Source organism: Enterobacter cloacae complex sp. ECL352, from assembly GCF_020149545.1.
Lineage (GTDB): Bacteria > Pseudomonadota > Gammaproteobacteria > Enterobacterales > Enterobacteriaceae > Enterobacter > Enterobacter asburiae_B.
The window spans coordinates 4,076,526-4,100,882 of record NZ_CP083709.1 but is presented as its reverse complement, the minus strand read 5'-3'; the positions used below and the strand labels follow the sequence as shown (position 1 = coordinate 4,100,882).

Genomic DNA, 24,357 nt, shown 5'->3' with positions numbered 1-24,357 from the left:
TTAACAACAGGTTACAGCACTGAAACCATTCAGGTGCATTGAGAATACCACGTCAGGCGCATTGGTCATACCAAAATTGATATGCGTCAAGTTTTGATGGCTTAAAAGTAGACAATTCTGGTCAAAAAGAAAGCCCGGCACGCTTTCGCGGCCGGGCTTTGATGCATGCGGGAAATTGATTAACCCAGCGTTTTAAACGCTTTGATACGCTGCAGATGCGGGGAGATGTTTTTGAACTTGTGGGTCTGTTCTTCGTCCCAGACGATCTCATAGTAATGATGCAGGAGCTCTGCTGCCCGATGGCTGTTGAGCGCTTCATCATTACGGGAAAGGATCACCAGGCAGCGGTCGCGGTTTTTCTCACGGAAGTTGCTCACGCACTTGGTCGCAATATCGACATACTCTTCCGGACGGTCAATTTTGCCTTCCATGTTCTCGTTCGGGAACAGGTTAGGATTGAACACCACCTGGCGAATGTCGCACAGGAAGCCAATCCGCTCCGCCCAGTAGCCGCCCAGCCCTACGCCGCAAATCAACGGGCGATCGTCGACGTTGAGCTGCAACATCTTGTCCACCTCTTTGAGCAGATGCTGCATATCATGCTTCGGATGACGCGTGCTGTAGCTGATCAACCGTACATCCGGATCGATAAACTGCAGCTGCAGCACCTTCTCATGATTACCAGGACTGTTTGAGTCAAAACCGTGTAAATAGATGATCATCGTCTTCTCACCACGCTACGCCTTCCGGGAGGGTTTACAGGCTGGCTTTATGTGCCTGCCAGCGCTCATTCAGGTCTTCAAGCCGGGCGTTGACCGTCTTCCAGCGCGCCGAATCCATCAGCTCCTGACGGCTAAATGAACCTTTATGATACAATTGTGTAACACGCTCTGCATTGATCGGCGACAGGTTATCCAGCACGCTAACGGCACCTTTACGATTATTGCAGACCAGGATCATATCGCAACCTGCATCCAGCGATGCCTGACCGCGTTCAGCGTAGCTGCCCATGATCGCGGCCCCTTCCATCGACAAATCGTCAGAGAAAATCACGCCGTTGAAGCCCAGTTCCTGACGCAGAACGGTTTTCAGCCAGTGCGGAGAACCGCTGGCAGGACGCGGGTCGACGTCGCTATAAATCACGTGCGCGGGCATAATGGCATCCAGCTTGTTATAGGTGATAAGCGACTGGAAAACCGACATATCTTTGGCGCGAATTTCCGCTTCCGGGCGCGGATCGCGCGGGGTCTCTTTGTGAGAATCCGCCGTCACCGCCCCGTGACCCGGGAAGTGTTTCCCGGTGGTTTTCATTCCTGCATCGTGCATGCCGTCGATGAACCGGGTTGCCATTGCCAGCGCAATACGCGGGTCTTCATGGTATGAGCGCTCGCCAATGGCAGCGCTGATATGCCCTACATCCAGCACCGGGGCAAAGCTGATGTCGATATCCATGGCAATCATTTCGCTGGCCATCAGCCAGCCGGCCTCCTGCGCCAGTTTTCCACCCTCTTCCGTGCCGAGCAGCGCGGCGAATGACTGGGCTGCCGGGAGACGGGTAAAACCGTCGCGAAAACGCTGCACGCGCCCGCCTTCCTGATCGACGGCCACCACCAGATGGTTACGCGACGCGGCGCGGATCTGACGCACCAGCTCACGCAGCTGCGCCGGATCGTGATAGTTGCGGGTAAACAGGATCAGGCCACCCACCAGCGGATGCGCCAGAATTTCACGCTCCTCCGCATCCAGCTCAAACCCTTCTACATCCAACATGACTGGACCCACATCCACCTCTCTTATCCTTTCGTTTGTAACTGACGCCAGGCATCGTCCGCCAGCGCAATAAATTGTTTGTCTCTGGACTGCCGATAGCGCATTTCAAACCAGCCAGCCATTAACATGATGACCCAGGGTCGCCAGCGCCTGACCTGACGCCTCAGCGCGTCGGGGTCAATATGCGCTACCCGGGCGTATTCCCTGATGAGCATCTGCCGCGCGGCTTCACTCTCCGTCCAGACGGCCGCCAGCTCCAGCGCCACATCGCCATCTCCGGCATACTCCCAGTCGATAAGCCTGATCCCCGCTGGCGTATGAACAATATTCCCGGCATGAACATCCATATGCAGCGGCGTGAGCCGAATCGGCTGCGGCTCGCCCGTTTTACGCAGCCGCCTGAGATGTGCCAGCCACACTGGAGTACGCCTGTCAGGCAGGGCTTGCTGCCAGTAATGTTCCAGCAGCGGGAATAATGTCGTTCGCCACCCCAGACGTGGCTGCCGGTGCAGATGATACAGCACCGCCGCAAGCTCCGGCGTGTCCGGCAGCGCGCTTTTAACTTCACCTTCCAGATAGTCGACGGCCATCCAGCCCTGTCTGAAAAAACGAGGGGCAGGTACGAGATCCGCCGGAAGACGTCTCAGGGCACGAAACTGACGACGGAAATGGGAGGCAGGCGCGTCGGGATCGTGATTTTGCCGCAAGACCAGACGTCGTTCGCCCTGTTCTATAATGCAACTCGCGCCGCCAAGCCCGGAATGGGCCTGCGGCGCGATAAGGCGGTACTGAGGAAAATAGCGCGTCAGAATCTCTTCACGCGTGCCGTCATTGTTGCGTAACCGCACCTTTACCTGACCAGATAATTTCGCCTGTTTGAACCAGCATCAGCTGCATCTGCAGGGCTGGGGTATTCACGTTACCGGTGGCGTTAGAGTAAAGCACATACTGCGCGCCAACGTTACGTGCAATGCCGATCGCCTTGCTGCGGGTACCGAGGCTATCCTGCGGCGACAGGCCCAGCTGCTGTTTGGCGACGGCGAGCTGCTGAGCCGAGACCAGCGTAAACTTGCCGTTGTTAGCCAGAGCATTGCGCAGGGTTTCCGTCGCTTCACCCGCGTTTAGCGAACCGTTGGTACGGTTGTTCACGCTGTCGACCAGCAATACGCTGCCCGCCGTCACGCCCTGCGCCTGCAGCATTTTGCCTACCATCGGCTGCATCGCCCCGTTCCAGTCGTAATGGCGCACGCGCGGCGTGGGCTGTGACGTCTGGTCCGGATGTTCAATCGGGCCTGGCTGCGCCGGAATAGACGGTACAGACGGCACGGTTGGCTGCTGCTGCGTTGGCGGCGTCGGCTGTTCAGTACCCGGTTTAGCCTCTTCCACAGGCGCAGGCTGTTCAGTTCGGGTCACACACCCTGCAAGAAACAGAGCGAAAGCTGTCACGAGCGCATAGCGGCTCAAATTTTTAATCAAGGTTCACCCCTCAGAGATAAAGATAAAGTCTCACCTTATGCGCACCCAGATAGTTGGCGCTGCCATAGAGCGTTACCGACGACCTGGCCGGAATGGTGACGCTGCGCGGCGCCTCCAGCGGATGCATTTCAAGACCTCTTACGTCATACCAGAAAAAACGGTAGTGGACCGTCACCGGTTCATGTCTTTCATTAAAGAGCGTAGAGGAGGCAGATGAGTTGATTTCACTGATGGTCAACGCGGGCTGTTGCGCCGTGATGCCCGCGGCAAGCACGGAGGACTCCATGACCAGCGTCTGTTCATCATTCACGGGGATCGCCGGACGCGAGCTGCACCCCACAATCATCATCGCCATTACCAGCGCTGCAATACGCCCTTTCAGCATGTCAAAGACCTTTATGTGCCAGCATCGGCCCCAGAGGACGTCCACCCAGCAGATGCATGTGAATATGGTAAACTTCCTGGCCACCATGACGGTTGCAGTTCATGATCAGACGGTAACCGTCTTCTGCAATCCCTTCCTGTTCAGCGATTCTGGCAGCCACCGTCAGCATACGACCTAACGCCACTTCATGCTCGGTTTTTACGTCGTTTACAGTCGGAATCAGAATATTGGGAATGATAAGGATGTGCGTCGGGGCCTGAGGGGAAATGTCCCGGAAAGCCGTCACCAGTTCATCCTGATAGACGATATCCGACGGGATTTCGCGGCGGATAATTTTACTGAAAATCGTTTCTTCAGCCATGACCTTTTCCTTTTTTGTTTAATCTGGCGCAATGCGTCCGCTGTAAACACACTCCCGGGATCGGTGTGTGACACAATCCAAGAGTATGAGCGAGTTTCTCCTGTCCTTTCAACCTCCTCCCTCGATTTCTTTCCTGAATGTTCATCAGCTGACTGAAGAGTGACCGCTCTCGCTGACCTGCCCCCACGATTAGATACAACACTCAGTTAGTAACGTCGGAATCTTCATTCTCAGAATGACCCTTTCTCCAGCCCGCTGCAAATTCAGACGGTGTCTGATAATTCAGCGTGGAGTGCGGGCGGCATTCGTTATAATCCTGCCGCCAGTCATTAATAATTTTCCTGGCATGAACGATATCGCTGAACCAGTGCTCATTCAAACATTCATCGCGAAATCGTCCGTTAAAGCTCTCAATAAATCCGTTCTGCGTTGGCTTGCCCGGCTGGATTAAGCGCAACTCAACACCATGCTCAAAGGCCCATTGATCCAGTGCACGGCAAGTGAACTCCGGCCCCTGGTCAGTTCTTATCGTCGCCGGATAGCCTCGAAACAGTGCAATGCTGTCCAGAATACGCGTGACCTGAACGCCTGAAATCCCAAAGGCAACAGTGACCGTCAGGCATTCCTTTGTGAAATCATCGACGCAGGTAAGACACTTGATCCTGCGACCGGTGGAAAGTGCGTCCATGACGAAATCCATCGACCAGGTCAGATTGGGCGCCGCCGGACGGAGCAGCGGCAGACGTTCTGTTGCCAGCCCTTTACGACGTCTTCTGCGTTTTACGCCCAGGCCACTGAGGTGATAAAGCCGGTACACGCGCTTATGATTAACATGAAGCCCTTCACGGCGCAGCAACTGCCAAATACGACGGTAGCCAAAACGCCTGCGCTCCAGTGCCAGCTCAGTGATGCGCCCTGATAAATGCGCATCAGCAGCCGGACGGTGAGCCTCATAGCGGCAGGTCGACAGGGATAAACCTGTAAGCCTGCAGGCACGACGTTGCGACAGACCGGTCGCATCACACATCAACATCACGGCTTCCCGCTTCTGGTCTGTCGTCAGTACTTTCGCCCAAGAGCCACCTGAAGCGCCTCTTTATCCAGCATGGCTTCGGCAAGCAGCTTCTTGAGTCTGGCGTTCTCTTCCTCAAGCGACTTCAGGCGCTTAACTTCAGGCACCTCCATACCGCCATACTTCTTACGCCAGGTGTAAAACGTGGCATCGGAAATGGCATGCTTGCGGCAGAGTTCACGGGCGGGTACCCCAGCTTCGGCTTCGCGGAGAATACTGATGATCTGTTCGTCGGAAAAACGCTTCTTCATGGGGATGTCCTCATGTGGCTTATGAAGACATTACTAACATCGGGGTGTACTAATCAACGGGGAGCAGGTCATCGCGTCTCAGTGGCGTTTTTTAAGACACAAATAAAAAAGGCAGCCATTCGGCTGCCTTAGTCTCCCCAGGTCACAACTTAGTTGCTGCGGATGTACTCATCCATTTCGGTTTTCAGGTTATCGGATTTGGTACCGAAGATTGCCTGTACACCAGAACCTGCAACAACTACGCCCGCTGCGCCCAGTTTTTTCAGACCCGGCTGGTCTACTTTCGCCACGTCGGCAACGCTCACACGCAGACGAGTGATGCACGCGTCCAGGTTAGTGATGTTCTCTTTACCGCCGAACGCTGCGACCAGTGCCGGAGCCATTTCGCTGGTAGCGCCAGCTTTGCTGTCTTCTGTCGCATCTTCACGACCCGGAGTTTTCAGGTCCAGTGCTTTAATCAGCACGCGGAAGATGGTGTAGTAAACAACGGCATAGCACGCACCCACGATTGGGAACAGCCACAGTTTGCTGCTGTTACCGGACAGAACGATGAAGTCGATCAGACCGTGAGAGAAGGACGTACCGTCACGCATACCCAGCAGGATACAGATTGGGAACGCCAGGCCCGCCAGAATCGCGTGGATAACGTACAGGATCGGCGCAACGAACATGAAGGAGAACTCGATCGGCTCGGTGATACCGGTCAGGAACGAGGTCAGCGCTGCGGAGATCATGATACCGCCCACTTTTGCACGGTTCTCTGGCTTAGCAGAGTGCCAGATAGCAATCGCAGCTGCTGGCAGACCGTACATTTTGAACAGGAAGCCACCAGACAGTTTACCTGCAGTTGGGTCGCCCGCCATGTAACGTGGGATATCGCCGTGGAATACCTGACCTGCTGCGTTGGTGAATTCACCAATCTGCATCTGGAATGGAACGTTCCAGATGTGGTGCAGACCGAATGGTACCAGGCAACGCTCGATGAAGCCGTAGATACCAAACGCCACAACCGGGTTCTGGTAAGCAGCCCACTGAGAGAAGGTCTGGATAGCAGAGCCGATTGGTGGCCAGATGAAGGACAGGATCACGCCAGTGAAAATCGCTGCCAGACCAGAGATGATCGGAACGAAACGCTTGCCCGCGAAGAAGCCCAGATACTCAGGCAGCTTGATGCGATAGAAGCGGTTAAACATATACGCTGCAATCGCACCGGAGATGATACCGCCCAGAACACCGGTGTCCGCCAGGTGTTTCGCGGCGATCTCTTCTGCCGGTAAATGCAGAACCAGCGGCGCAACCACAGCCATGGTTTTCACCATGATGCCGTAGGCAACCACTGCAGCCAGCGCAGAAACGCCGTCGTTATTGGTGAAGCCCAGAGCCACACCGATCGCGAAGATCAGTGGCATGTTAGCAAAGACAGAACCGCCTGCTTCGGCCATCACGTGGGACACTACGGCTGGCAGCCAGCTGAAGTTAGCAGAACCGACACCCAGCAGGATACCTGCGATAGGCAGTACGGATACTGGCAGCATCAGCGATTTACCGACCTTTTGCAGGTTAGCAAATGCATTCTTAAACATAATTGAGAGTGCTCCTGAGTATTTGTGCTTTTTTTACGCTTTCACGCATTGGCCCGGGGGGAGTACCGTGCCGTGGACAGGACATCTAAGCGCCCTTTATTTATTACACAGAGTAAAATAATTCCCTCTGAGTTTGTTTGACGGCTATCACGTTTCAGCTTAAGGCGGTCGAAAAACTTTCAGTTATTTACAAAAAGCATGTCCAGATGTGTCTAAATACACACTCACCGCCCCAAATGAGGCGGTGAACTTTACTCGCTTTACTTATTAATTACGAGCCTAAAAAAAACAGGTGTATCAGACAGATTGCAGGCGGGCGGGGTCGATATGGAACAGCGTGGAAAAGTTTTCCGTCGTCACGCGGGCCAGCTCATCGATGCTGACGCCCTTCAGTACGGCCATGTACTCAGCCACATCTCTCGTCATAGCGGGCTGGTTCTCTTTACCGCGATGCGGTACCGGTGCCAGGTACGGAGAATCCGTCTCCACCAGAATGCGATCGAGCGGAACATAACGTGCAGCATCACGCAGCTGCTCAGCGTTACGGAACGTCACGATCCCCGAAAACGAGATATAAAACCCCAAATCAAGCAGCTTCCCCGCCGTTTCTCTGTCTTCTGTGAAACAGTGTAGTACGCCACCGCAATCCGTCACGTTTTCTTCCCGGAGGATAGCCAGAGTATCCGCACGCGCATCGCGGGTGTGGACGATAACCGGCTTATTCAGTTCCCGACCAATGCGAATATGGTTGCGGAAGGACTCCTGCTGGCGCGGTTTGGTTTCCGGCGTGTAAAAATAGTCCAGCCCGGTCTCGCCCATCGCTACCACGCCCTCTTCTGCTGCCAGTCGGCGCAGATCCTCAACATCGTAGGCCTCGTCCTGATTCAGCGGGTGCACGCCGCAGGAGAACACCACGTTATCGCGAACGCCCACCAGCTCACGCATGGAGCGGTAGCCCGGCAGCGTCGTCGCCACCGCAAGACAGAATTTCACATCGCGGGCAGCGGCTTTTGCCAGCACGTCATCCACGTTTTTATGCAGGGATTGATAATCCAGGCCATCAAGATGGCAGTGTGAGTCGACTAAAAACATAATGTCTCTCTCAGAGATGGGAAACTGGCGGTGTGACGCCGGGTTGCAGGTAATGTTCGATACGCAGTAACTGGTCGGTCAGTAAAAGCTCGCGATTAAGACCCGTCACGGTTAAAAGCTGTTCACGGCTCTGGCAGATGTCATGGAGCATCGCGTGAAGAATCTTCCCTGAGAGGCGGTTCGCCAGCGTATTCACCAGCGGCAACGCGTCCGGGTTAGTCAGAAGCGTTGCACCTTGCTGGATTTTGAGCGCATCCAGCAGTAGGGAGGCCAGCCAGTGCAGACGATCAACGGCCCGATCGCTGTTAAGCGCAGGCAGTAAACTTAGCCAGTCGTGACTGTTCAGCGACGCATCTACGGCCCGGCAGAGCGTTTCTCGCTCTGACCATACGTCAGGCTGCAGTAGTGCCAGCGCCGCCGCGGGCGCGCCGCTGCTCAGGCGTAAGGCGGACAGCGCGCTTTCAGGTGACGTTGTCACCTCTCGTTCAAGCCAGCTCAGCGCCCACGATTCCTGAGGTACTGCAAGGTGATGAAGACGACAACGGCTGCGCAACGTTGCCAGTAATCGTCCCGGGTCACGGCATGAGAGGAAAAACCACGTTTTAACCGGCGGCTCTTCCAGGGTTTTAAGCAGGGCGTTAGCCGCCGCCTCGGTAAGCAGCGTGGCGTCTTTAAGCCAGACCACTTTAGCGCCGCCCAGTCGCGCGTGTTCATACAATTTTTCACTGACTTCACGCACGGCATCGATACCGAGCGCGCTTTTACCCTTCTCAGGCTCAAGGGTGTAGTAGTCAGGATGCGTGCCCGCCTGCATCAGCTGACAGCCACGGCATTTACCACAGCTCTTGTGCCCTTCCGGCTGCTGACACATCAGAAAACGGGTGATGGCATAAATCAACGCATCATCACCCATTCCTGGCAACGCCTGAATCAGTAACGCATGATGCCCCCGACCCGCCTGATAGCTGCCGATCAGCTGTTCAAAGTGTGGGCGCAACCATGGATACCATTTCATGCCTGCTGCTCCTGCACCCACTGCGTAATGGTGTGCTGAATGTCGCGCGTTACGTCGTCCAGAGACTGCGTCGCATCGATGGTACAAATTGAGCTGTCCTGTGCGGCCAGCTCAAGATAGCGCGCACGGGTGCGGTTAAAGAAATCAAACGACTCTTGTTCAATGCGGTCCAGCTCGCCGCGCGCGCGGGCACGTTTGAGACCCACTTCCGGGGTCACATCCAGATAGAGCGTCAGGTCGGGGCGAAAATCACCCAGTACGGCATTACGTAGCGTTGCCAGCATTGTCTGGTCGATGCCGCGTCCTCCGCCCTGATACGCCTGAGTCGACAGATCGTGACGGTCGCCGATCACCCACTTGCCCTCGGCCAGGGCGGGTTTGATCACCGTCTCAACCAGCTGAACGCGCGCCGCGTAGAACATCAGCACTTCGGCTTTGTCAGTGATAACTTCGTCGCCGACGGATTTGATATCCAGTACCAGGCTGCGCAGCTTTTCAGCCAGCTGCGTGCCGCCCGGCTCGCGGGTAAATACCATGTCCCCCACGCCAAGCGCTTTGAGCGTATCCACCACCACGTTGCGGGCAGTGGTTTTACCCGCCCCTTCGAGTCCCTCAATGACAATGTATTTACTGCGCATTTTTTTCCTTAAGTGCCTTCAGATAGTCCTGAACAGAGCGATTGTGGCTGGCAAGGTTGGTGTTAAAGGTATGCCCCCCTTTTCCATCAGCCACAAAATAGAGATACGGTGTTTTAGCCGGATGCGCGGCGGCTTTGAGCGACGCCTCGCTCGGCGTGGCGATCGGGCCCGGCGGTAAACCGCTAATCACGTAGGTATTATACGCCGTTGGCGTCTCCAGATCTTTTCTTGAGATCTTGCCGGTATAGCTCTCACCCATGCCGTAGATTACGGTAGGGTCGGTTTGCAGACGCATGCCGATGCGCAGACGGTTGATAAATACTGACGCCACCCGATCGCGCTCAGCAGCGACGGCCGTCTCTTTCTCGATGATCGAGGCCATGGTGACGAACTGGTTCGGATCGCTGTAAGGCAATCCTTCCATCCGCCCTTCCCAGGCGGCATCTACGGCGGCAACCATTTTTTTATGCGCCCGCTTCAGGATAGCCACATCGGTCGTGCCTGCCGTGTACATCCAGGTGTCTGGCCAGAACCAGCCTTCCACCCATTCCGGATGTTCAAGCTTCAGCGCTTCTGCCACCGTCTGATAGCTATCGTCTTTTAAGGTATGTTTGATATACGGCGCGTCACGCAGTTGTTTGAGGTAATCGCTCAGGCGCATCCCTTCCACAAACCGCAGTGGGAACTGGGCTTCTTTACCGCTTTCCAGCAGCTGCAGCATCTCTCTGACGGTCATTCCCGGCGTAAAACGATAGGTACCGGCTTTGAAATGTGACAGCTCAGGTTCCACGCGCAATAGCCACTGGAATACGCGTGGACGATTAATAATCTTGTCGCCATAGAGCTGTTCCCCAAGCGCCTGACGGCCGGTTCCCGCTTTCAGGGTAAAGATCGTTTCCTCTTTAACCAGGATCTTGCTGTTAGCCAGCTGGCGAACTTTCCATACGCCTGCTCCGCCGGCGACGCCCAGCGCAACGATGAGGATAAGGACAACGCGCAACATTTTTTTCATGACTATCTGGTTTGCTCACATATCGGGGCTAAAAACTGAAACAGCTCGCGCGAAGACCAGCGTTGTTGGCCATACGCACGGACGGGTACAACAGGCATCAGCGCATTGCAGATGATGACTTCATCGGCGGTCTGTAGCGCCGCTTCTCCTGCGCTAACTTCGACAACGCGAAAGTCAGAGCGTGCCAGCTGTTGCAGACAAAACTGACGCATTAACCCATTTACGCCAGCGTGTTCCAGCGACGGAGTGAACACCTCTTCCCCCTGCCGCCAGAGTAAATTAGCCGCACAGCATTCCGTAATGAACCCTTCGCTGTCAAGAACCAGCGCCTCATCGGCGTCCGTCTGTTCAAGATGAGTACGAATGAGCACCTGCTCGAGGCGGTTGAGATGCTTAAGCCCGGCCAACATCGGGTTTCGTCCCAGTCGTACTGGGCTCAGCGTCAGCGTGATGCCGTCTTCTCGCCAGCGAGTGTAATGCGCGGGATAAGCAGAAACGGAGAGAATACGCGTAGGGTTGATACACGATGCGGCGCTGTAACCCCGGCCTCCACTGCCGCGGCTGATGATGACTTTGAGTACGCCGCTGTCCTTCCCGCTTGCCAACTGGCACATTTCCTGTCGCAACGTGTCCCAGTGCGTAAAGGGGATCATGAGCTTTTCACAGCCATGCTGCAGGCGTCGAATGTGCGCCTCCAGCAGGCAGACATCGCCGTCCAGAATGCGCGCCGTCGTAAAGCAACCATCACCGAACTGTATCGCCCTGTCGCTGGCAGGCAGCGTGTCCTGCTCAAGGCCATTGATTAAAAACATGGTGGCTCCTTATGCGTGGGCATTTAGTCTGGCAGGATGTCATGCAGCCGACAAGAAGATTAGGCTTAATAAAAAAGGCCCGGCAAGCGGACCTTTTTAAAAGCTATCGGGACGTCAGGATCAGATCTTTTTGAAGATCAGAGAACCGTTGGTGCCGCCGAAGCCGAAGGAGTTACACAGGGTGTACTCCATACCGCTAACCTGACGCGCTTCGTGAGGAACGAAGTCCAGATCGCAACCTTCATCCGGGTTATCCAGGTTGATGGTTGGCGGAACAGCCTGATCGCGCAGCGCAAGGATGGAGAAGATTGACTCTACTGCACCCGCCGCACCCAACAGGTGACCGGTCATGGACTTGGTGGAGCTCACCATTACGCGGCTGGCAGATTCGCCGAAGATAGACTTAACCGCCTGAGCTTCAGCTTTATCGCCTGCAGGTGTAGAAGTACCGTGCGCGTTCACGTAGCCAATTTGTGCTGGGGTAATACCCGCATCACGAATCGCGTTTTCCATCGCCAGCGCAGCACCCGCGCCGTTCTCAGGAGGAGACGTCATGTGGTAAGCATCGCTGCTCATGCCGAAACCAACGATTTCAGCATAAATTTTCGCGCCGCGTTTTTTCGCGTGTTCGTACTCTTCCAGTACGATCATGCCCGCCCCGTCGCCCAGCACGAAGCCGTCACGGTCTTTATCCCACGGACGGCTCGCCGCCTGCGGGTTATCATTGCGGGTAGACAGCGCACGCGCCGCACCAAAACCGCCGACACCCAGTGGGGTACTGGCTTTTTCAGCACCGCCCGCAACCATAGCATCTGCATCGCCGTACGCAATAATGCGCGCGGCCTGGCCGATGTTATGTACGCCAGACGTACAGGCAGTCGCGATAGAAATGCTTGGCCCACGCAGGCCGAACATGATGGTCAGGTGACCCGCCACCATGTTAACAATCGTGGACGGAACGAAGAACGGGCTGATCTTACGCGGGCCGCCATTCATCAGAGATGTATGGTTTTCCTCGATCAGGCCAAGACCGCCAATCCCGGAGCCGATAGCGGCGCCAATACGGGTTGCGTTCTCTTCCGTAATCACAAGGCCAGAATCCTGCATGGCCTGAACGCCAGCGACAATTCCATATTGAATGAAGGCATCCATCTTGCGCTGTTCTTTGCGCGAGATGATCTCTTCACAGTTAAAATCCTTTACTAAGCCAGCAAATTTCGTTGCATAGGCGCTAGTATCGAAATGGTCGATTAGGCTGATGCCGCTCTGACCGGCAAGGAGAGCTTTCCAGGTGGACTCTACGGTATTGCCGACAGGAGACAACATGCCAAGTCCGGTCACAACTACACGACGCTTAGACACGTTTGTCCTCCAGGGAGGGATAAAAAAAGAGATTCGTGGGACTAAAAAAGATAAAACTCAGGCGGTCGAATGACCGCCTGGAGATGTTCACTTACGCCTGGTGACCGTTGATGTAATCAATGGCAGCCTGAACGGTGGTGATCTTCTCAGCTTCTTCGTCCGGAATCTCAGTATCAAACTCTTCTTCCAGAGCCATTACCAGCTCAACGGTGTCAAGAGAATCTGCGCCCAGGTCTTCAACGAAGGAAGCGGAGTTCACAACTTCTTCCTGCTTAACGCCCAGCTGTTCGCCGATAATTTTCTTAACGCGTTCTTCGATAGTGCTCATACTCTTAAATTTCCTATCAAAACTCGCTTTCGCGATGGTTTTCGTAGTGTATAAAATGTTGAAAAATTTGCAACTAAATCCCGGCAGTTCGTACCACGATTTTACGTTATTTTGAGGCCATTTGCCCTAATAACGCAAATATTTTTCTACACGTCATCATCCAGGCTGCCTCTGCGTTGGCTGCGCCCTCTAATCCCGGTCACATAGTAATCTATGCTCCCAGGCTTCTCGGTCTTGCCGCCTTGATCCAACCAGAATGATTTAGTGTATCTCGTGGTTAAACCATATACATCCCGCCGTTGACGTGGAGGGTCTCACCAGTGATGTAACCCGCTTCGTCAGAGGCTAAAAATGCAACCGCACTGGCGATTTCTTTAGGGTCGCCAAGACGACCCGCCGGAACTGCCGCCAGCGTACCCGCACGCTGCTCATCAGTCAGCGCACGCGTCATGTCCGTTTCAATAAAGCCCGGAGCAACAACGTTTACAGTAATACCGCGGGACGCGACTTCACGCGCCAGCGACTTACTGAAACCAATCAGACCTGCTTTCGCCGCAGCGTAGTTAGCCTGACCAGCATTTCCCATGGTACCAACCACAGAACCGACAGTGATAATACGTCCATGACGCTTTTTCATCATAGCGCGCATTACCGCTTTTGACAGACGGAATACAGATGACAGGTTGGTTTCGATGATATCGTTCCACTCGTCGTCTTTCATTCGCATTAACAGGTTATCGCGAGTGATCCCGGCATTGTTTACCAGAATATCCACTTCACCAAACTCTGCGCGAATATTTTCCAGAACAGATTCGATAGATGCAGGTTCGGTCACATTCAGTACCAGACCTTTACCATTTGCACCCAGATACTCGCTGATGGCCTGAGCGCCATTCTCGCTGGTTGCTGTACCAATCACCTTCGCGCCGCGCGCAACCAGTGTTTCAGCAATTGCACGCCCGATACCGCGGCTTGCGCCAGTGACCAGGGCGATTTTTCCTTCAAAACTCATGGTATTCCTCTTTTATTGCGAGAGTGCCGCTGACATCGCTTCCGGCTCGTTAATTGCCGAGGCTGTCAGGGTGTCAACAATACGTTTTGTCAGACCGGTGAGGACTTTACCTGGGCCGACTTCATACAGGTGCTCAACGCCCTGAGCGGCCATAAACTCAACGGTTTTAGTCCACTGTACCGGGCTGTAGAGCTGGCGAACCAGCGCGTCACGGATCGCTTCCGGCGTGGTTTCGCATTTCACATCGACGTTGTTCACAACGGAAATCGTCGGTGCGTTAAACGTAATTTTTTCCAGCTCAACCGCCAGTTTTTCGGCAGCAGGCTTCATCAGCGCACAGTGAGACGGCACGCTGACCGGCAGCGGCAGCGCACGCTTAGCACCCGCTGCTTTACAGGCCGCACCCGCACGTTCAACCGCTTCTTTATGACCGGCAATAACCACCTGGCCCGGAGAGTTGAAGTTTACCGGAGAGACAACCTGGCCTTCAGCAGATTCTTCACACGCTTTTGCAATTGCAGCATCATCCAGACCGATGATGGCAGACATGCCGCCCGTGCCTTCCGGCACCGCTTCCTGCATGAATTTACCGCGCAGTTCAACCAGACGTACCGCGTCAGCAAACGCGATCACGCTGGCACACACCAGCGCAGAGTATTCACCCAGGCTGTGACCCGCGAGCAGCGCTGGCGCTTTACCGCCCTGCTGCTGCCAGACACGCCACAGCGCAACGGACGCGGTCAGCAGCGCTGGCTGGGTCTGCCAGGTTTTGTTCAGTTCTTCGGCCGGCCCCTGCTGGGTCAGCGCCCATAAATCATAACCCAGTGCATCAGAAGCTTCACGGAAAGTCTCTTCAATTACCGGATAGCGTGCTGCCATTTCAGACAACATCCCAACGGTTTGAGAGCCCTGGCCCGGGAACACAAAAGCAAATTGCGTCATTTTTTATTCCTTATACTAGAAACGAACCAGCGCGGAACCCCAGGTGAACCCGCCACCGAAGGCTTCAAGCAAGACCAGCTGGCCCCGTTTGATTCGTCCATCGCGTACCGCTTCATCAAATGCGCACGGTACCGACGCCGCAGAGGTGTTGCCGTGACGATCCAGCGTCACCACAACGTTATCCATCGACATGCCCAGCTTTTTCGCGGTCGCGCTGATGATACGCAGGTTCGCCTGATGCGGCACCAGCCAGTCGAGTGCGGTACGCTCAAGGTTATTCGCTTCCAGCGTTTCATCAACGATGTGTGCAAGCTCGGTTACCGCCACCTTGAACACCTCGTTCCCTGCCATAGTCAGGTAAATCGAGTTGTCCGGATTAACGCGATCGGCGTTAGGCAGGGTCAACAGTTCGCCATAGCTGCCATCAGCATGCAGATGCGTAGAGATGATACCTGGCTCTTCGGACTGCCCCAGCAGCACTGCACCCGCACCATCACCAAAAATAATGATCGTTCCACGATCGGTTGGATCGCAGGTACGCGCCAGCACGTCAGCACCGATCACCAGCGCATATTTAACGGCACCGGATTTCACGTACTGATCGGCAACGCTCAGCGCATAGGTGAAGCCTGCGCACGCGGCAGCGACGTCAAACGCCGGACAGCCTTTAATGCCGAGCATGTTCTGCACCTGGCATGCCGCGCTTGGGAAAGCATGCGTGGCAGACGTCGTGGCGACCACGATCAAACCAATCTGTTCTTTATCAATGCCCGCCATTTCGATAGCACGCTGTGCGGCTTCGTAACCCATGGTCGACACGGTTTCGTCTGGCGCGGCAATACGACGTTCACGGATACCTGTGCGCGTGACAATCCACTCGTCAGACGTATCTACCATTTTTTCCAGATCGGCGTTGGTACGCACTTGTTTTGGCAGGTAGCTGCCGGTACCTAAAATCTTCGTATACATGTACGCTCAGTCACTTTTAGCTAATACAGATTCCAGGCGAGCGGCAATCCGCTGAGGGACTTGTCGCTGCACCGCCTGCACTGCCTGTTCAATCGCGACAGCAAATGCTCGCTGATTGGCGGCGCCATGACTCTTAATCACGATGCCGCGCAATCCTAACAGACAGGCGCCATTATACTGGTCGGGGTTGAGGTGACTGAATCGCCGCGTCAGGCTCTTTTGTAACCAACGCTTCAATAAAATCAGCCACCAGGCGCTTTTTTTGCCTTCTCCCTGAGATTTCAGCAGAGAAAGAAACATGCGTACGACCCCTTCCATGGTCTTCAACGTGACGTTTCCGGTGAAGCCATCGCACACCAGAACATCCGTTTTACCCGTCAACAACTCATTGGCTTCGAGATAACCAATATAGTTGATGGAGGGAACCTGTTTGAGCAATTCAGCTGCTTCGCGAATGCTGTCCAGGCCTTTGGTCTCTTCTTCACCAATGTTCAGTAACGCAACACGGGGAGTGTTGATCCCGACAACTTCTTCTGCCAGCACCGATCCCATCACGGCAAACTGAGCCAGCATAGTACTATCACAGTCGACGTTAGCGCCCAAATCGAGCACCACCGTCTTGCCCTTCTGCTGATGCGGTAACACCGTTACCAGCGCAGGGCGCTCAATACCTTCAATAGGTTTGAGCAGCAATTTCGACAGCCCCATCAGCGCGCCGGTATTTCCCGCGCTGACGCAAGCCTGAGCTCGCCCTTCTTTCACCAGCTCCAGCGCTATCCGCATAGAGCTGCCACGACTATTGCGAATCGCCTGCGAGGGTCGGGCATCACTGGCAATAACTGACTGCGCAGGAATAATCTGCAGACGCGAACGTTGTTCAAAGTCAGCTTTTGCGAGTAATGGCGTGATTGCGTCGGGATTGCCGACTAAAAGAAGTGTGAGTTGCGAATTAGAATTCAGTGCCTGCAATGCTGCAGGCACTGTCACGGAAGGGCCAAAATCTCCCCCCATGACATCTAACGCCAGGGTTAGACGTGTCAAGGTATCGTCGCAGCCTGGTTCGGTAAATTCCCCGTTTGCACGGGGAAATCCTCACTAAGCCTAATCACGCTTGCGCGTGATTACTTAGTGATAACCTTGCGGCCGCGGTAGAAACCGTCAGCGGTGATGTGGTGACGCAGGTGTTTCTCACCAGAAGTCTTGTCTACAGACAGGCTGGTAACTGCGGTCAGCGCGTCATGGGAACGACGCATGCCACGTTTGGAACGGGTTGGTTTATTCTGTTGTACGGCCATGGACCTTACTCCTCAATTACTTACGCTTTAAGCTGGCTAATACGGCAAATGGGTTTGGTTTTTGCGCTTCATCAGGCAGTTCCCCAAAGACCATGTCCGCCTCGGACACTTCACAGTGTTCAGAATCATGCACCGGAACTACTGGCAAGGTGAGGATGATTTCATCTTCAACCAGAGCCAGAAGATCGATTTCACCGAATTCGTTAACCTCAATCGGCTCATACGCTTCCGGGAGTGCTTCAGCCTGTTCGTCAGAACGAACCGGACTGAAACAATACGTTGTGTGAACATGCTGTACAAACGGTTTCCCGCAACGCTGACACTCGAGCGTTACCGTCACCTTTGCATCACCGGTTAAAACGGCGAGACGCTGGTTGTCGATAGCGAACGACATGGAGCATTCTACATCACTGTCCACACTGACTACGGATTCGGCAATACGCTCAGCCTGATCGGAAGTATAGATACCTTCGTAATCGAGGCGTTTTTGAGCCGTACGAACCGGATCAAGAGTCAGGGGTAATTTTACCTTTTGCATAGGGCGCGCATATTAACTTTGTAACGTCATAGAGTCAAAGAAAAAGGCAACCAGAGCTGCCTTTTGCCAATTATTCGCACACATTGCGGCCTGTAGTTTAAAATGGCTGGCATCGATACGCTATATCTGGTGATAAAAATATGCCAAATCTCGTCCTTGCTTCCACGTCTCCCTACCGCCGAATGCTGCTGGAAAAGCTCGGGATCCCGTTTGAATGCGCCGCGCCAGAGGTTGATGAGACGCCACAGCCGGGCGAATCACCGCGTCATCTGGTGATGCGTCTTGCTAAAGAGAAAGCGCAGTCGCTGGCCGCACGTTATCCCGCACATTTGATTATAGGCTCAGACCAGGTTTGCGTGCTGGACGGCGAAATCACCGGCAAGCCCCATACGGAGGAGAACGCCTGCCAGCAGCTTCTGCGCGCGCGAGGCACTATCGTGACCTTTTATACCGGCCTGGCGCTTTATAACTCTGCCACCGGTCATCTGCAAACCGAATGCGAGCCGTTCGACGTACACTTCCGCCATCTCAGCGAGCAAGAGATTGTGGATTATGTGCGCCGGGAACGTCCGCTGAACTGTGCGGGGAGCTTTAAAAGCGAAGGACTGGGGATTGCGCTGTTCGACAAGCTGGACGGTCGCGATCCCAACACGCTGGTGGGGTTACCGCTGATCGCCCTATGTCAGATGTTTAGGCGAGAAGAGTGTAATCCGCTGACCATGTGACTTTTGCCCAGCGGCGCTTCGCTTGCATGGGCCTACTAAACTGCGGCCTGATGCCCTCACCCCGGCCCTCTCCCACAGGGAGAGGGAGCAAACATTAAAAACGACAACATTCGTTGCCGTTTTACGTTTACCTTAGCCGCGCAGAACCTTAAGACAGCGTTTCAACTGCTCATCCAGCGGTGCTTCAATACGGATGACTTCTCCCGTATTAGGATGGGTAAACTTCAGCGCTGCCGCATGCAGGAACAAACGCGACAGTCCCGTCCCCGCCAGCTGCTTATCAAACTCGCGGTCGCCATAGCGGTCATCAAAGGCGATAGGGTGCCCTGCGAACTGCGTATGCACGCGGATCTGGTGAGTACGACCGGTCACCGGACTGCAGCGCACCAGCGTGGCAAACTCATAGCGCTCTTCAACTTTAAAGCGCGTCTCAGACGGTTTCCCTTCCTGGCTCACGCGGACAATACGTTCGCCGCTTTGCAGAATGTTCTTCAGCAGCGGCGCCTGCACCACTTTTACATGGGACTGCCACTGACCGCGCACCAGCGCCAGGTAGTCTTTCTGCATCCCTTTCTCACGCAGCTGTTCATGCAGAGAACGCAGCGCAGAACGCTTTTTCGCCACCAGCAGTACGCCAGAGGTGTCACGGTCAAGACGGTGCACCAGTTCAAGGAAGCGCGCTTCCGGGCGCAGGGCACGCAGCCCTTCAATCACGCCGAAGCTCAGACCGCTACCGCCATGAACAGCCGTTCCTGACGGTTTATTGAGCACCAGAATGTGGTCATCTTCGTACAGGATCACATCGCTCAGGGCCGCCACTTTCTGTAGCTTCGGTGAAACGGTCTCTTCTTCACGTTCCGCAACGCGCACCGGCGGAATACGTACTTCATCGCCCGCCTCGAGTTTGTACTCGGGCTTCACGCGTTTTTTGTTCACCCGCACCTCGCCCTTGCGCAGGATGCGGTAAATCATGCTCTTTGGTACACCTTTCAACTGGGTGCGCAAAAAGTTATCGATACGTTGCCCCGCGTCATCTTCGGCGATGGCAACCATTTTTACGGCTGGAGTCTCTGTTTTCATGGTTGGCGATTCTAAATATCGTCAGCCATTAGCGCCACTCATTTTTCTATGCTTATATTTACTTTTATCCGGCCAGCTCCCCGTTTCGCGCAACCGATTTGGTGGTTATTAAACCAATCGCCATTCTGAAGTGAAGAAACTGTGAGTAACCGGGTGATAATTGGTAAAAGTCATCTTGCTATAACCCGGCGAGCAGTGGAATAATGAGGCTGTTTTCCGTGTTAAATCCTGGTTAAGTAAGGATGTTGACGGAATGACCAATTTTGTCTGACCGATCATCCACGCAGCAATGGCGTAAGACGTATTGATCTTTCAGGCAGTTAGCGGGCTGCGGGTTGCAGTACTTCCCGGTATAAGGATTGTTCTCTGGAGAGTTCTACCCAGGCAATTCCCCTGATAATTGCGCTGTGTTTCCGTATGAAATACAGGCAACCGACACTCTGCGCCTCTTAAGCGAGCGACAACCGTGAGGTTGGCGACGTGAACAGACACGAGGCCATCGGTTCATACCCCGGAAAGCGTCACCTTGCCCGCAGCTTTGTCGTCAATGTAAGAATAACGAGTAAGTTACGATGAAAAGAATGTTAATCAACGCAACTCAGCAAGAAGAGTTGCGTGTCGCCCTTGTGGATGGGCAGCGTCTGTACGATCTGGATATCGAAAGTCCTGGACACGAACAGAAAAAAGCGAACATTTACAAAGGCAAAATCACCCGCATTGAACCAAGCCTTGAAGCTGCATTTGTCGATTACGGTGCTGAGCGTCATGGTTTCCTCCCTCTGAAAGAAATCGCCCGCGAATATTTCCCCGCAAACTACAATGCCCATGGCCGCCCAAACATCAAAGATGTTCTGCGTGAAGGCCAGGAAGTTATCGTTCAGATTGATAAAGAAGAGCGTGGCAACAAAGGTGCCGCACTGACCACCTTTATCAGCCTGGCAGGGAGCTATCTGGTTCTGATGCCTAACAACCCGCGCGCGGGTGGCATCTCTCGCCGTATCGAAGGTGATGACCGTACCGAGCTGAAAGAAGCGCTGGCAAGCCTCGAACTGCCTGATGGCATGGGGCTTATCGTGCGTACCGCAGGCGTTGGCAAATCAGCCGAAGCGCTGCAGTGGGACCTGAGCTTCCGTCTGAAGCACTGGGAAGCCATTCAGAAAGCAGCCGAAAGCCGCCCTGCTCCGTTCCTGATCCACCAGGAAAGCAACGTTATTGTGCGTGCCTTCCGTGATTATCTGCGTCAGGACATCGGTGAGATTCTGATCGATAACCCGAAAGTGCTTGAGCTGGCGCGCCAGCACATCGCCGCGCTGGGTCGTCCGGATTTCACCAGCAAAATTAAACTGTACACCGGTGAAATCCCGCTGTTCAGCCACTATCAGATCGAATCCCAGATTGAGTCCGCCTTCCAGCGTGAAGTGCGTCTGCCATCCGGCGGTTCTATCGTTATCGATACCACTGAAGCGCTGACCGCTATCGACATCAACTCCGCGCGTGCAACGCGCGGTGGCGATATCGAAGAGACTGCCTACAACACTAACCTCGAAGCCGCTGATGAAATCGCCCGCCAGCTCCGCCTGCGCGACCTGGGTGGTCTGATTGTTATCGACTTCATCGACATGACCCCGGTACGCCACCAGCGTGCGGTTGAAAACCGTCTGCGCGAAGCGGTGCGTCAGGACAGGGCGCGTATCCAGATTAGCCATATCTCACGCTTTGGCCTGCTGGAGATGTCCCGTCAGCGTCTGAGCCCGTCTCTCGGCGAGTCCAGCCATCACGTTTGTCCGCGCTGCTCCGGCACCGGTACCGTGCGTGATAACGAATCGCTGTCCCTCTCCATTCTGCGTCTGATTGAAGAAGAAGCGCTGAAAGAGAACACCAAAGAGGTTCACGCCATTGTGCCGGTGCCCGTTGCCTCTTACCTGCTTAACGAAAAACGTGCAGCGGTAAGTGCGATTGAAGCGCGTCAGGGTGGCGTTCGCTGCATCATCGTGCCAAACGACCAGATGCAGACCCCACACTATCACGTGCTGCGCGTGCGTAAGGGCGAAGAGACGACCACCCTCAGCTACCTGCTGCCGAAGCTGCATGAAGAAGAGATGTCTCTGCCTTCCGATGAAGAGCCAGCCGAGCGCAAACTGCCAGAGCAGCCTGCGTTAGCGACCTTCATCATGCCTGAAGCACCACCGGAAGCAGCTCTGGAAAAACCTGCTGCCAAACCTGCAGCGCAGAAACCAGAAGCCGCGGTAGCGAAAGCTCAGCCGGCGCAACCGGGTCTGCTGAGCCGCTTCTTTGGCGCGCTGAAGAAGATGTTTGCTGAAGAAGAAGTTCAGCCAGAGCAGCCGAAAGAAGAGCCAAAAGCAGCCAAGCCAGAGCGTCAGCAGGATCGCCGTAAGCGTCAGAACAACCGCCGCGATCGTAACGACCGCAGCGATCGCAATGACCGCAGCGAGCGTCGTGACAACCGTGACAACCGTTCTGAGAATGGCGAAGGCCGTGAGCAACGCGAAGACAACCGTCGCAACCGTCGCGAGAAACAACAGCCGAATGTTGAAGATCGTGAAATTCGCCAGCAGGCGGGCGATGAGTCTGAGAAGAGCAAACAGCGTGACGACCAGCAGCCGCGCCGTGAACGCAGCCGTCGCCGTAACGACGAGAAGCGTCAGGCACAGCAGGAAGTCAAAAACCTGAACCGCGAAGAGCCTGTTGAACAGCAGGACGGCGAGCAGGAAGAACGTACTCAGGTTATGCCGCGTCGTAAGCAGCGCCAGCTTTCTCAGAAAGTTCGCTTCGCCTCTGAAGCAACCGAAGAGTCAGGCGCTATCGCGGTTGAAACCAGCGAGATCGCAACCGGTACACAAGTGGCAAAAGTTGACCTGCCAGCGGTCGTTGAAAACAACGTTGAGCAGGATGATAATGGTGAAAACCGTGATAACGCCGGTATGCCGCGCCGTTCACGTCGTTCTCCACGTCATCTGCGCGTCAGCGGCCAGCGCCGTCGTCGCTATCGTGACGAGCGTTACCCGACTCAGTCGCCAATGCCGCTGACCATTGCCTGTGCTTCACCAGAAATGGCCTCCGGCAAAGTCTGGATCCGCTACCCGGTTGCTCGCCCGGAGCAGGTTGTTGAAGAACAGCCTGTAACCGAAGAGGTGATTGCAGCCGCGGTAGAAGCTGTCGTGACTGAAGCGGCAACCGTGGTTGAACCTGAGGTTGTTGAAGCTGAAGCACCTCACGCAGTGGAAGTTGAAACCACCCATCCAGAAGTAATTGCCGCGCCGGTTGATGCCGCACCGCAGCTTATCGCCGAAGAAGATGCCGTGGTGGCTGAGGAAGTCGCTGAAGAGGCTGAACCTGTAGCCGCAGTGGAAGACACCGCTGAAACCCTGGTTGAAACCACCACTGAAGAAGTCGTTCAGGACGTTGAGATTCAGGTTGAACCGGTTGTCGAAGAAGCGAAAGCGCCAGAGGTGAAACCTGAGCCGGTTGTCTCTGCGCCAGCAGCAGCCCACGTGGCGACAGCACCAATGACGCGCGCCCCGGCACCGGATTACGTGCCGGAAGCCCCGCGTCACAGCGACTGGGTACGCCCGGCATTCAGCTTCGACGGTAAAGGCGCTGCAGGCGGCCACAGTGCAACGCATCAGGCGACTGCACCGGCGACGCGTCCGCAGTCTGTCGAATAACGACGCTGAAAGTAAAAAGCCGACCTTATGGTCGGCTTTTTTTATGGCTGCTGCACGGGCTTTCTCATCCCGGTGACCTCCGGCATGACCTGGCGCATCAACTCCAGAAAACGCCGCAAGCGTGCCGGATAATAGCGGGACCAGGGGTAAACCAGATGCACCGGTAACGCCGCTGGCTGCCACTCTGGCAGCAAATGCACCAGCCGACCTTCCCGAATATCATCCTGTACCGTCCAGCTGGATACCACCGCCACGCCAAGCCCGGTGAGCGCCGTGTTACGTGCGACATACAGGCTGTCGGTGCTCAGCCGTGGCGTAATAGCAATCCGCGCGGTGGCGGGTGATGCATCGTGAAAAAGCTCCACCACATGGCGCTGGTAGAATGAGCTGATTGCTATCCAGGGAAACTGCTGCAAATCCTCCGGCGTGGTAACCGTCGGGAAACGGGCCAGCAGTGCCGGTGAAGCCACTACCGAGCGCGGCACTTCGGCCAGCAGCACGGACACGGTCGCCGGATCGACTTCCACGCCCACCCGAATCGCACAGTCAAGGTTGTCGCCTAGAAAATCCGCCGACCGATCGTTGAGCATCCACTCAATCGAAAGCTGCGGATAACGTTGCAAAAACTCGGTTACGGGTTTCAGAAGCTGGTCCTGACCAAACGCGTGAGGAGCGCGCACCCGCAGCACGCCTACCGGCTCATCTTCCGTCTGCCCCACCTCATCTTCCAGCGCCAGCCAGCTGTCAATCACCCGACGGGCGTGCTGATAACAGCGCTCGCCGTCATCCGTCAGCCGCGTCGTGTGGGTGGTGCGCAACATCAGGCGCACGCCCAGCATGGTTTCAAGCGACTGTAACCGTCTGCTTACCGTGGCCTGGGTAGTGGCCAGCTGCCGTGCCGCCGCTGAGAGGGAGCCCGCCTCCACAATACGAACAAACGTCCGCATTAACTC

Annotated in this window: 25 protein-coding genes; 2 read left to right on the top strand and 23 right to left on the bottom strand. The window is 55.1% G+C overall.

Annotation, left to right across the window (positions count from 1 at the left end; genetic code table 11):
• Nucleotides 1–179 precede the first annotated feature (179 nt).
• The 21 genes from ycfP to yceD all read right to left on the bottom strand — a co-directional run bounded on the left by ycfP (nt 180) and on the right by yceD (nt 17,913).
• Nucleotides 180–722 (bottom strand): alpha/beta hydrolase YcfP, encoded by a 543-nt coding sequence (gene ycfP, locus LBF07_RS19980; RefSeq protein ID WP_008500781.1) that lies wholly within the window; start codon nt 720–722, stop codon nt 180–182.
• Nucleotides 723–756: 34 nt separating this feature from the next.
• On the bottom strand, nt 757–1,782 hold the full coding sequence (gene nagZ, locus LBF07_RS19975; protein ID WP_069303902.1) for a beta-N-acetylhexosaminidase: 1,026 nt from the start codon (nt 1,780–1,782) through the stop codon (nt 757–759).
• An 11-nt stretch (nt 1,783–1,793) separates the two neighbouring features.
• A complete protein-coding gene (thiK, locus tag LBF07_RS19970; protein WP_094935717.1) occupies nt 1,794–2,618 on the bottom strand; it encodes a thiamine kinase in 825 nt (274 codons plus the stop codon).
• Entirely contained in the window at nt 2,599–3,246 is a 648-nt protein-coding gene (gene lpoB, locus LBF07_RS19965; RefSeq protein ID WP_023311160.1) for a penicillin-binding protein activator LpoB, read from the bottom strand. The genes thiK and lpoB overlap by 20 nt, the downstream gene beginning before the upstream one ends.
• 10 nt (nt 3,247–3,256) lie before the next feature.
• Nucleotides 3,257–3,631: a YcfL family protein gene (locus LBF07_RS19960; protein WP_023311159.1), complete on the bottom strand. Its 375-nt coding sequence runs from the start codon at nt 3,629–3,631 to the stop codon at nt 3,257–3,259.
• A gap of 1 nt (nt 3,632) precedes the next feature.
• Nucleotides 3,633–3,992 (bottom strand): purine nucleoside phosphoramidase, encoded by a 360-nt coding sequence (gene hinT / locus LBF07_RS19955; protein ID WP_033145218.1) that lies wholly within the window; start codon nt 3,990–3,992, stop codon nt 3,633–3,635.
• Nucleotides 3,993–4,194: 202 nt separating this feature from the next.
• A protein-coding gene (locus tag LBF07_RS19950; protein ID WP_087451024.1) for an IS3-like element ISSen4 family transposase occupies nt 4,195–5,315 on the bottom strand; the annotation gives its coding sequence in 2 pieces (ribosomal slippage) (nt 4,195–5,057 and nt 5,057–5,315; 1,122 coding nt in all).
• 149 nt (nt 5,316–5,464) lie between these two features.
• Nucleotides 5,465–6,898 (bottom strand): PTS glucose transporter subunit IIBC, encoded by a 1,434-nt coding sequence (gene ptsG, locus LBF07_RS19945; protein ID WP_023311158.1) that lies wholly within the window; start codon nt 6,896–6,898, stop codon nt 5,465–5,467.
• Between the two features lie 297 nt (nt 6,899–7,195).
• Nucleotides 7,196–7,990 (bottom strand): metal-dependent hydrolase, encoded by a 795-nt coding sequence (locus LBF07_RS19940; protein ID WP_029739870.1) that lies wholly within the window; start codon nt 7,988–7,990, stop codon nt 7,196–7,198.
• A gap of 10 nt (nt 7,991–8,000) precedes the next feature.
• Complete coding sequence (gene holB / locus LBF07_RS19935) at nt 8,001–9,005, bottom strand: DNA polymerase III subunit delta' (protein WP_094934967.1); 1,005 nt, start codon at nt 9,003–9,005, stop codon at nt 8,001–8,003.
• On the bottom strand, nt 9,002–9,643 hold the full coding sequence (gene tmk, locus LBF07_RS19930; RefSeq protein ID WP_087822338.1) for a dTMP kinase: 642 nt from the start codon (nt 9,641–9,643) through the stop codon (nt 9,002–9,004). Before tmk ends, holB begins: the two co-directional genes overlap by 4 nt.
• On the bottom strand, nt 9,633–10,655 hold the full coding sequence (gene yceG / locus LBF07_RS19925) for a cell division protein YceG (protein WP_064672281.1): 1,023 nt from the start codon (nt 10,653–10,655) through the stop codon (nt 9,633–9,635). Before yceG ends, tmk begins: the two co-directional genes overlap by 11 nt.
• A 2-nt stretch (nt 10,656–10,657) precedes the next feature.
• Nucleotides 10,658–11,467 (bottom strand): aminodeoxychorismate lyase, encoded by an 810-nt coding sequence (gene pabC, locus LBF07_RS19920; protein WP_094934966.1) that lies wholly within the window; start codon nt 11,465–11,467, stop codon nt 10,658–10,660.
• Between the two features lie 120 nt (nt 11,468–11,587).
• Nucleotides 11,588–12,829 carry a beta-ketoacyl-ACP synthase II gene (gene fabF / locus LBF07_RS19915; protein WP_094934965.1) on the bottom strand — a complete coding sequence of 414 codons (1,242 nt, stop codon included), beginning with the start codon at nt 12,827–12,829 and terminating at the stop codon, nt 11,588–11,590.
• 91 nt (nt 12,830–12,920) lie between these two features.
• A complete protein-coding gene (gene acpP / locus LBF07_RS19910; protein WP_003857954.1) occupies nt 12,921–13,157 on the bottom strand; it encodes an acyl carrier protein in 237 nt (78 codons plus the stop codon).
• A gap of 277 nt (nt 13,158–13,434) precedes the next feature.
• Nucleotides 13,435–14,169: a 3-oxoacyl-ACP reductase FabG gene (gene fabG, locus LBF07_RS19905; RefSeq protein WP_008500795.1), complete on the bottom strand. Its 735-nt coding sequence runs from the start codon at nt 14,167–14,169 to the stop codon at nt 13,435–13,437.
• Between the two features lie 12 nt (nt 14,170–14,181).
• Nucleotides 14,182–15,111, bottom strand: coding sequence for an ACP S-malonyltransferase (fabD, locus tag LBF07_RS19900; RefSeq protein WP_094934964.1), 930 nt, complete (start codon nt 15,109–15,111; stop codon nt 14,182–14,184).
• Nucleotides 15,112–15,126: 15 nt separating this feature from the next.
• The gene (locus tag LBF07_RS19895) at nt 15,127–16,080 is read right to left on the bottom strand and encodes a beta-ketoacyl-ACP synthase III (protein ID WP_023311150.1); all 954 of its coding nucleotides are present in this window, start codon (nt 16,078–16,080) and stop codon (nt 15,127–15,129) included.
• Nucleotides 16,081–16,086: 6 nt separating this feature from the next.
• Nucleotides 16,087–17,121, bottom strand: coding sequence for a phosphate acyltransferase PlsX (plsX, locus tag LBF07_RS19890; RefSeq protein ID WP_060568787.1), 1,035 nt, complete (start codon nt 17,119–17,121; stop codon nt 16,087–16,089).
• 80 nt (nt 17,122–17,201) lie between these two features.
• Nucleotides 17,202–17,375: a 50S ribosomal protein L32 gene (rpmF, locus tag LBF07_RS19885; RefSeq protein ID WP_003857964.1), complete on the bottom strand. Its 174-nt coding sequence runs from the start codon at nt 17,373–17,375 to the stop codon at nt 17,202–17,204.
• A 16-nt stretch (nt 17,376–17,391) separates the two neighbouring features.
• Nucleotides 17,392–17,913 carry a 23S rRNA accumulation protein YceD gene (gene yceD, locus LBF07_RS19880; RefSeq protein WP_014883375.1) on the bottom strand — a complete coding sequence of 174 codons (522 nt, stop codon included), beginning with the start codon at nt 17,911–17,913 and terminating at the stop codon, nt 17,392–17,394.
• 140 nt (nt 17,914–18,053) lie between these two features.
• Between yceD and LBF07_RS19875 the strand changes: the two genes are divergently transcribed.
• Nucleotides 18,054–18,638 carry a nucleoside triphosphate pyrophosphatase gene (locus tag LBF07_RS19875; protein ID WP_094934963.1) on the top strand — a complete coding sequence of 195 codons (585 nt, stop codon included), beginning with the start codon at nt 18,054–18,056 and terminating at the stop codon, nt 18,636–18,638.
• A gap of 132 nt (nt 18,639–18,770) precedes the next feature.
• Here LBF07_RS19875 and rluC read toward each other — a convergent pair whose 3' ends face one another.
• Nucleotides 18,771–19,718, bottom strand: coding sequence for a 23S rRNA pseudouridine(955/2504/2580) synthase RluC (rluC, locus tag LBF07_RS19870; RefSeq protein WP_024909023.1), 948 nt, complete (start codon nt 19,716–19,718; stop codon nt 18,771–18,773).
• A gap of 572 nt (nt 19,719–20,290) precedes the next feature.
• Here rluC and rne point away from each other — a divergent pair.
• Nucleotides 20,291–23,404, top strand: a complete 3,114-nt coding sequence (gene rne, locus LBF07_RS19865; RefSeq protein WP_094934962.1) for a ribonuclease E — start codon at nt 20,291–20,293, stop codon at nt 23,402–23,404.
• A gap of 41 nt (nt 23,405–23,445) precedes the next feature.
• On the opposite strand, the gene LBF07_RS19860 is transcribed toward rne, so the two are convergent.
• Nucleotides 23,446–24,351, bottom strand: coding sequence for a LysR family transcriptional regulator (locus tag LBF07_RS19860; protein WP_370642430.1), 906 nt, complete (start codon nt 24,349–24,351; stop codon nt 23,446–23,448).
• Nucleotides 24,352–24,357: the final 6 nt, after the last annotated feature.

Excerpts from the sequence above, each read along its gene's own strand:
- acpP (WP_003857954.1), bottom strand. The coding sequence starts at position 13,157 with ATGAGCACTATCGAAGAACGCGTTAAGAAAATTATCGGCGAACAGCTG.
- ptsG (WP_023311158.1), bottom strand. The coding sequence starts at position 6,898 with ATGTTTAAGAATGCATTTGCTAACCTGCAAAAGGTCGGTAAATCGCTG.
- LBF07_RS19895 (WP_023311150.1), bottom strand. The coding sequence starts at position 16,080 with ATGTATACGAAGATTTTAGGTACCGGCAGCTACCTGCCAAAACAAGTG.
- LBF07_RS19960 (WP_023311159.1), bottom strand. The coding sequence starts at position 3,631 with ATGCTGAAAGGGCGTATTGCAGCGCTGGTAATGGCGATGATGATTGTG.
- fabG (WP_008500795.1), bottom strand. The coding sequence starts at position 14,169 with ATGAGTTTTGAAGGAAAAATCGCCCTGGTCACTGGCGCAAGCCGCGGT.
- yceD (WP_014883375.1), bottom strand. The coding sequence starts at position 17,913 with ATGCAAAAGGTAAAATTACCCCTGACTCTTGATCCGGTTCGTACGGCT.
- ycfP (WP_008500781.1), bottom strand. The coding sequence starts at position 722 with ATGATCATCTATTTACACGGTTTTGACTCAAACAGTCCTGGTAATCAT.
- hinT (WP_033145218.1), bottom strand. The coding sequence starts at position 3,992 with ATGGCTGAAGAAACGATTTTCAGTAAAATTATCCGCCGCGAAATCCCG.
- LBF07_RS19860 (WP_370642430.1), bottom strand. The coding sequence starts at position 24,351 with ATGCGGACGTTTGTTCGTATTGTGGAGGCGGGCTCCCTCTCAGCGGCG.
- yceG (WP_064672281.1), bottom strand. The coding sequence starts at position 10,655 with ATGAAAAAAATGTTGCGCGTTGTCCTTATCCTCATCGTTGCGCTGGGC.
- tmk (WP_087822338.1), bottom strand. The coding sequence starts at position 9,643 with ATGCGCAGTAAATACATTGTCATTGAGGGACTCGAAGGGGCGGGTAAA.
- LBF07_RS19875 (WP_094934963.1), top strand. The coding sequence starts at position 18,054 with ATGCCAAATCTCGTCCTTGCTTCCACGTCTCCCTACCGCCGAATGCTG.
- holB (WP_094934967.1), bottom strand. The coding sequence starts at position 9,005 with ATGAAATGGTATCCATGGTTGCGCCCACACTTTGAACAGCTGATCGGC.
- rluC (WP_024909023.1), bottom strand. The coding sequence starts at position 19,718 with ATGAAAACAGAGACTCCAGCCGTAAAAATGGTTGCCATCGCCGAAGAT.
- rpmF (WP_003857964.1), bottom strand. The coding sequence starts at position 17,375 with ATGGCCGTACAACAGAATAAACCAACCCGTTCCAAACGTGGCATGCGT.
- fabD (WP_094934964.1), bottom strand. The coding sequence starts at position 15,111 with ATGACGCAATTTGCTTTTGTGTTCCCGGGCCAGGGCTCTCAAACCGTT.
- LBF07_RS19940 (WP_029739870.1), bottom strand. The coding sequence starts at position 7,990 with ATGTTTTTAGTCGACTCACACTGCCATCTTGATGGCCTGGATTATCAA.
- pabC (WP_094934966.1), bottom strand. The coding sequence starts at position 11,467 with ATGTTTTTAATCAATGGCCTTGAGCAGGACACGCTGCCTGCCAGCGAC.
- rne (WP_094934962.1), top strand. The coding sequence starts at position 20,291 with ATGAAAAGAATGTTAATCAACGCAACTCAGCAAGAAGAGTTGCGTGTC.